The organism is bacterium endosymbiont of Bathymodiolus sp. 5 South, assembly GCF_900128535.1.
Taxonomy (GTDB): Bacteria; Pseudomonadota; Gammaproteobacteria; order PS1; family Pseudothioglobaceae; genus Thiodubiliella.
This window is the reverse complement of sequence record NZ_FQTR01000241.1, coordinates 1-1923: the sequence shown is the minus strand read 5'-3', so window position 1 is coordinate 1923 and position 1923 is coordinate 1. Positions and strand designations below refer to the sequence as shown.

The 1923-nt window shown below is 33.5% G+C and carries 2 protein-coding genes; both read right to left on the bottom strand.

Annotated elements, in window-relative coordinates; translation table 11 throughout:
• Positions 1-394: 394 nt before the first annotated feature.
• The gene (locus BBROOKSOX_RS10445; RefSeq protein ID WP_139661708.1) at positions 395-907 is read right to left on the bottom strand and encodes a hypothetical protein; all 513 of its coding nucleotides are present in this window, start codon (positions 905-907) and stop codon (positions 395-397) included.
• A 1-nt stretch (position 908) separates the two neighbouring features.
• The coding region (locus tag BBROOKSOX_RS10440; protein WP_180324005.1) for a hypothetical protein at positions 909-1923 on the bottom strand (1015 nt) is incomplete at its 5' end.

The window sequence follows — 1923 nt, the reverse complement described above, 5'->3', positions numbered from 1 at the left end:
TTGGGGCGGTTGTGGTTTTATTTAGAGTATTAAGGTTTGTATTAGCAATGGTTGGGGTTATTGCCAGGGTTGTGATTAAGGTTAAAATTGATATTACAAATGGGTTTGGCATTTGGTTATTTTAATGGGTTTTGGTGGTTTTTTTGTTTTAAAAATAGTGGTTTTGTTTTTAATGAGAGGGTGGAGTTATATTTTTACGATAAAAGGGTAGCGCCCCATTTTTTTAAAAGGGTAGCATCTCATTTTTTTATTTTTTTTCGAATTCAAGACATCCCATTTTTTTCAAGTTGGGGCTTTGCCCCAAACCCCTAAAAAGATTATTGATACGAAAAAATAGGTACAATTAGAATTTAGTGTCCAGTCAAATGGGGGAGTCCTTTCCCCTCTTTTTCCACTAGTAATTATTCAGAGAATTTTCAATAATTAAATTAAGAATAAAGCTGCTTTTTTCCTTAATAAGATCAAGAGCCGTATCAATTTTTAGACCATAATGCTTTTTTTTATTTTTGTCAAAACAATGTTGATAAAAGGTTTTATAAGTTTGGGTGTTCTCAAAATTATCAGGATAGTAAGAGTTAAGATTAAAAGACACATCATCATAAAGTTCGCACAAAACGTCGTAAAAGTCTATAGGCACATCTCTTTCAATGAACCAGTCTGTATTTTCATAATCCATCTCATTCGGGTAAAATTGTATTGAATAAACCTTATTGTAATGTTTCGTGACCTGAAGTGAAAAGTAATCATCAATTTTAATCACAAAATGAGCATTTGAAATTTTATTTTTTGAAATATTCGGCTCATTGTAAATTAATTGTAAATTTTCAAATCCTGTTTTGTGCATTTCTTGCATAAAATAATTAGCCTCATATAAAGATTTCTTGTCTTGTTGTTTTGGGTTATTCATTTTATTTACTTGGTGGTATCATTGATTTACCATCCACGCTTAATTTAAAGCCTTTGCTTTTTAGGTAATCTATTTCTTTTTTAAAATATCCTGTGTTTATATTAGGATTTTTCGGATTATGAGATAGTTTTATTTTATTATTTTTAGCGATGGCTCTATCTAAGAATTTTTTATTTGCTTCCCATTTTTTAAGCTTTGTCATTTCTTTACTATTCCAAACTTTTTTAGGGATTTCAAAATTTCTATAGTTATTCTCTTTAGCAACATCCGCATAGTTAGGATTTTTAGTTTTTCCTAAAACTATTGTATCAGAATTTCTTTTAGATGGTGCTATGCTCTTCTTTTTATCAATATTTTTGGCAACTTTTGTCTTCTTACTATTAAGGTTTGTAATTGGCGACCTAACATTACCAAACCCTCTCCCCCGAACCAAATCATTAACAAACGCCCCAGCATCTTTGATACTCATCGCCGTTTCTTTGGCAATGATTTTAAGCGCTTCTGCTCCACCTACTTTTGCAACTAGGGCTTTGACGCCGTTAAGTAACACTGCACCTTCGGCAAGTGTGAGTAGTGTAAAGTATGCTTCTGTATTGCCGTCGGCGATTTGTTCATATTCCACAGCAAGGTTTTTGATTTGCTCATCAAAGTCTTGGCCGTAAGCTTCTTTAAATTCAGCCACTTGTTCTTTTAGTCTTTCTACCTCCTCTCTGGTTTCTTGGGCATCTTCCAGTTTGCCTTGTGCTTCTAGCTCCTGTGCTAATATTGCAAAATCTATGATTTCTGTTTCTCTAACTTGATTGTCATGCACATCCGAGAAGGCGGTAGCATCCTCCCCCTTGCTCTTATCAATCTCAGCATAATCCTGATTGTTGTTGTTAATAAGTTTTTGGTTTCTTTGTCTTTCTGCTGGTGTGTTGCCTAAGTTGTTATTGTTGGTATCTGCTAAGTTGCCATCACCATAGTTTTCTGAGGCGAACTCAACATAATCTTTGAAGTCGTCTCCATAGTTTTGA

What these genes read in the sequence shown, in the direction of transcription:
- BBROOKSOX_RS10445 (WP_139661708.1), bottom strand. Translation starts at nt 907, where the DNA reads ATGAATAACCCAAAACAACAAGACAAGAAATCTTTATATGAGGCTAAT.